This is a genomic window from Gemmatimonas sp. (genome assembly GCF_044345575.1).
GTDB lineage: Bacteria > Gemmatimonadota > Gemmatimonadetes > Gemmatimonadales > Gemmatimonadaceae > Gemmatimonas.
Genome location: NZ_JBIJAW010000262.1, coordinates 1 through 4729, shown reverse-complemented (window position 1 = coordinate 4729; position 4729 = coordinate 1). Strand labels below are relative to the sequence as shown.

Here is a 4729-nt window from a genome sequence, read left to right as displayed (position 1 = left end):
GTCCCCTCGTTCCCCGTGGCCCCGTGCTCGTGCGTCGTCGTTCCCTCATGGCCGCCCTGATCGTCCTGCTCGCCGGCGGTGCGGCCCTGCTCTACACGCCCGACCTCGCGCGCGTCGACGTGGAATCGCGGTATCTGGCGCGCCCGTCGGACATACGCCTCATCGACGGTGTCGCAGTGCACGTGCGAGACAGCGGACCACGTGACGCCCCGGTGCTGGTGCTCCTGCACGGCCTCGGAGCCAGCCTGCACACCTGGGAGCCGTGGGCGAAGACGCTCGACCGCAGCTACCGCGTGGTGCGCTTCGATTTCCCGGGCCACGGCTTGAGCGGCGCGATGCCCGACAACGACTATCGCGACCCGCGTACACACCGCCTGCTGCTCGCGCTGCTCGACTCGCTCCGCATCACGCGCGCCACGCTGGTGGGGAACTCCATGGGTGGCCGCGTCGCGTGGAGCTTCACGGCGGAGCACCCGGAGCGCGTGGAACGGCTCGTGCTCGTCTCTCCCGACGGTTTTGCCAGCCCGGGGTTTGCCTACGACAAACCGGCCGAGGTGCCGGCGGAGCTTGGCGTCATGCGGTGGATCCTGCCGCGCGTCATGCTGCGCGCGAATCTGGCGCCGGCGTACGCCGACCCCACACGCCTCAGCGATACCGTGGTCAGGCGCTACCACGATCTCATGCTGGCACCGGGCAATCGGCAGGCGCTGCTGACGCGCATGCAGCAGACGATGCTCACCGATCCGCTTCCGCGACTCCAGCGCATCATTGCCCCGACGTTGCTCCTGTGGGGCGAGCAGGATCAGATGATTCCCGTGAGCAACGCGCAGGACTACCTGAACGCCATCCCGCAGGCGCAGCTGGTGAAGCTCGCAGAGCTGGGCCATCTGCCCTTCGAGGAAGCGCCGGACGCGGCGCTCGTTCCGTTGCGTGCCTTCCTCGCGCGCCCGCTGGCCGGCTCGACGCCGCGGCCATCGCTGCCCTGACCTCGGCAGAGCACGAGACCACGCTGTATCGTGGAGTGTTCAACGTGCGCTGCGCACCGGGCACTCACCCCACGAGGTCCATGGTATGTCGTTCGAGCACCCCTACTACCCGATCATCTACGTTCGCGGCTATGCGATGACGGGCAGCGACGTGGAGCACGCCGTGGCCGATCCCTACATGGGGTTCAACCTCGGTTCCACGAAGCTGCGGCAGACGTACCCGAGATCGGTGGTCCGGCACGTGTTCGAGTCGCCGCTCGTGCGGCTCATGAAAGACGAGGGATATCGTGACACGTTCCTCGACGGCACCGAGGTGGCCGACAGCACGGAGTTGCCGTCACGCGCGGTATGGATCTACCGCTACTACGAGTCGGCATCGAGGGAGCTCGGCAGCGGCAGACGCGACGAGATCGAAGCGTACGCCCAGGGGTTACTCGATCTCGTGAACGCGCTACACGATCGCTATGCGCCCGGCGACCGCGCACGGCACGGCAGTACGTCGAGCGCTTTTCGCGTGTATCTGGTAGCCCATTCGATGGGTGGGTTGATCGTGCGCTGTCTGCTGCAGACGCTGTCGCGCAACGACCAGCGCATCGACAAGGTGTTCACCTATGCGACACCGCACGGCGGGATCGACGTGCGCGGCATCGGCAACGTGCCCGGCTTCGGGTTCAACCAGGCCGACACGTTCAACGAGACGCGCATGCGCACGTACCTCGGCCTCGGCCCCGAAACGCCGGTGAACTCCCTCGACGGCGCCTACCCGGAGGAGCGCTTCTTCAGTCTCGTGGGCACCAACCACGACGACTACGGACTGGCGCGCCTCGCTGTGGGGCCCATGAGCGACGGGCTCGTGCGGATTGCCAACGCCTACGTGGCCGACGCGCCGCGCGCCTTCGTGCACCGTTCGCATGGGGGCCACTACGGCATCGTCAACTCCGAAGATGGCTACCAGAACCTGCGGCGGTTCCTATTCGGCAATGTGCGGGTGGATGCGTTCCTCGACATCGAGCACATTTCTCTGCCACCCGGTGTGCAACAGCAGAAGGACGGCGGACATCAGATACGCGCGAACTACCTGCTGGATGTGATCGCGCGGGTGCGCGGTGCCCGCTGGGACTTGCACCGCCGCACGAGCGATGAGGGATCGGCCGTATTCGTCGACTACGATCGCCACGTCAAGGCGCGCCAGCCGGTTCACCTCGCGAGCGCCTTCCTGTTGAGCGACGCGCGCGTTGACCCAACGCGCCCCACGCTGGGCTTCAGCCTCGACATCGGCGTGCAAGTCCCCGAATATCAGGTGGACGGTACACCGTTCTGGCGGCGCGATCACTACGACGGGGGCTTCCTCTTCCGTGACAAGGTGAATCTCGAGGCCACGTGCAGTGCCGATGGTATGTGGTCGCTGCGCTACGGATGGGACACGGAAAGCCCCAACGCCGTGACGCGCACGGCGCACGCTGAGAACCCGTTACCCGGCAACTGGGTGTTCGAGTTGCCGGTCGTTCAACACACCACTCCCGGAATCCGCGCCGTGTTACGTCTCGAAACACGCCCGTGGAACGAACGAGTCTGAATATGAGCCTGTCCCGTCGTGAGGCGTTGCACTACTTCGGTGCGTTGTTCGCGCTCCCCCTGGCCGCGCGCAACGGCCTGTCTTCGTTCATCACGGAATGGCCCGTGGCCGACGACCCGCTGCGTGGCACCATCGCGCAGTATCAGGCGGGGCGACTGCGCGGCGAATACACGGCGCTCGAGGTCACCCTGAAGGCGCTCGAGTCATGCCGCACCACCGGCGCGCGTCTCAAGGCCATCGACGTCCTCGCCGACACCGCGGCAGCGGAGGCGCGCGCATCCGACGCCCGATTGCGTAACAAGACGCTGCGTAGCCCACTCGATGGCGTGCCGCTGTTCGCGAAATCCATCTACGACGTGCAGGGCGCGCCCACCAGCGCATCGAGCGCCGAGTGGGCCCGCCTTTTTCCTGGGCCGGTGCGGCGCGATGCCATCGAGGTGGAGCGATTGCGCGCCGGCGGCGCCGTGGTGCTGGGCAAAACGGCCGCCGACGACTTTGCGTATCGCGGTAACGGCACGTCGAGCTTCTCGGGACAGGTGCTCAACCCGTACGATGCCGCGGGACTCAAGACCCCCGGTGGCTCCAGCGCCGGATCGGCCGTAGCCGTGGCATGCGGCATGGCGTTCTGCGCCCTCGGCACCGACGACGGCGGGTCCAATCGCATTCCGGCGCAATTCACCGGTGTGGTGGGGATGAAGCCCACCTTCGGGCTCGTGCCCCGGAGCGGGGTGATCCCCACGTGGCCGGTGCTCGACACGCATGGTCCGCTCGCCCGTACCGTGGCCGACGCGGCGCTGATGCTCGATGCGCTCGCCGGACACGACAACGATGACGGGCTCTCGCTCACGTCGGCGTGGCGCCGCGGCACGCTCGGGACGTTGAATGGCACGGCCCTGCGAGGCGCGCGCCTCGGCTTCGTAGAGGTGCACGCCCCGCGCGCGCAGATGACCAGCGAGTGTCTGCAGCTGCTCGATGCCGCGCTGGCCGATTGCACGCAGGCGGGAGCGATCATCGAAGCGTTCGCCGCGCCGGTGGATCGCACCAACTACCGCGACCGCTTTATGGCCGACGCCAAGGCGCGCGGTGACGTAGCCCCCAACGCCAATTCACCGGCGAGCACCGCCAATGCGTTGCTGCGCTATTTCGTGCGACAGGGCATGAGCGCGGCCGATGCGCTCGCTGCGGTGAAGCAGGGGCACGCCGCGTTCCGTGCGTTCTACGACGTACTGCCAGTGGAGTGGGACGCGATGGAGCGGCTCACCCGCGAGCCGTACGAGCGCGACGCCGCCGCGGTGAGCTTTCTCGCGTCGCGCCAGCAGGCGGTGGCGGCGCTCGCCCAGAGCATGAAGGATCGCCGGATCGATGCGATGATCTATCCCACCATGCCCTTCAAGGCGCCGGACGCCGCGTCGCCCTGGCCCGATGTGCGCACCCCGCTCGGCTACGGCAACTGGCTCGGTCTGCCCGAGGTATCGGTGCCGGCCGGCTACGGTGCCGACGGGATGCCCGCGGGCAATCTCTCGTTCGTAGGGCTGCCGGGCGACGATGCGAAGGTACTCGCGCTTGCCCATTCGTATGAGCAGGCGAGCCGGCGGTTCCGGGCGCCCCCGCTCCGGTAACCGATTACTGAACTGCTTTCGCGGCGGCGCGGAGGACGACTGAGGGCGCGGAGTCAGAACACCGCGTGCTCGCCCCGATCGTCGGCCACTTCGCCGCGCAGCATGCGGGCGTAGTGCGCTTCGAGCGTGTCCGAACCGAACGACGGGGTGGCATCGGCGTCGTAGCGTTGCGCCACCGGGTCCCACAGCAGCATCGACTCGGTGGCGTAGTAGCGACCGATTCGCGCGAACTCCGCCTTGTCGCGGAGTGGTGGAATGATCGTGCCGAGCGCGTTCAGAATGGTGACGATCACGTCGAAGAACGTCACCGGCACACTCTTGAAGCGGGGCGGCTTGCCGGCGAGACGGAACAGAAGCTCGCCCTGCTCACGCAGGGTGATCGCCGGCCCGGGACCTCCAACGGGAAGCACCTGATTGGCGCGACGGCTGTCGGTAAGGCAGCCGGCGAGATACTCGGCCACATCGTCGTCGCTGATGGGCTTGCACGCGGTAAGGGTGCCGTCGCCGAACAGCAGGAACGGCTTGCCCTGCTGCACACGCTTCACCTG

3 protein-coding genes and 1 pseudogene are annotated in these 4729 nt (G+C 67.5%); 3 read left to right on the top strand and 1 reads right to left on the bottom strand.

From position 1 onward, the window contains the following. The 3 genes from ACIQ6O_RS13100 to ACIQ6O_RS13090 form a co-directional block, all read left to right on the top strand. A partial coding sequence (locus ACIQ6O_RS13100) for an alpha/beta fold hydrolase (RefSeq protein ID WP_396208237.1) occupies positions 1–986 on the top strand: 986 nt, incomplete at its 5' end. 85 nt (positions 987–1071) lie between these two features. After that, complete coding sequence (locus ACIQ6O_RS13095) at positions 1072–2562, top strand: lipase family alpha/beta hydrolase (RefSeq protein WP_396208236.1); 1491 nt, start codon at positions 1072–1074, stop codon at positions 2560–2562. Positions 2563–2564: 2 nt separating this feature from the next. Then, positions 2565–4181: an amidase gene (locus ACIQ6O_RS13090; RefSeq protein WP_396208235.1), complete on the top strand. Its 1617-nt coding sequence runs from the start codon at positions 2565–2567 to the stop codon at positions 4179–4181. A gap of 53 nt (positions 4182–4234) precedes the next feature. Here ACIQ6O_RS13090 and ACIQ6O_RS13085 read toward each other — a convergent pair. Beyond that, a pseudogene (locus ACIQ6O_RS13085) lies at positions 4235–4729 on the bottom strand (epimerase); the annotation flags it as partial.